At 66.8% G+C, this 229-nt stretch carries 1 protein-coding gene; it reads right to left on the bottom strand.

All coding sequences use genetic code 11. The features are described from left to right. On the bottom strand, positions 1-229 hold a 229-nt coding region (locus AC0IYH_RS34365), incomplete at both ends, for a fumarate hydratase (protein WP_471838977.1).

The raw sequence follows: 229 nt of genomic DNA, 5'->3' as shown, positions 1-229 counted from the left end.
CGGCTTCCAGCTCTGCACGTCTTCCGGAGTCAGGGTGTCGAGGTCGACACGACGAGCCGACGGGCCGGCTTCCCAGACGATTTCCGGGTAGGCGGAAAGATCCGGTGCTTCCAGCTCCGCCGGGCCCGAACCGTCGAGCACGAAGTGGGCGTGGCGGGTCGCGGCGCAGTTGGGGATCATGCACACCGGCAAGGACGCGGCGTGGGTCGGGTAATCCATGATCTTGACG

It is taken from the genome of Pseudomonas sp. AC463 (assembly GCF_979253585.1).
This window is presented reverse-complemented; position numbering and strand designations above follow the sequence as displayed.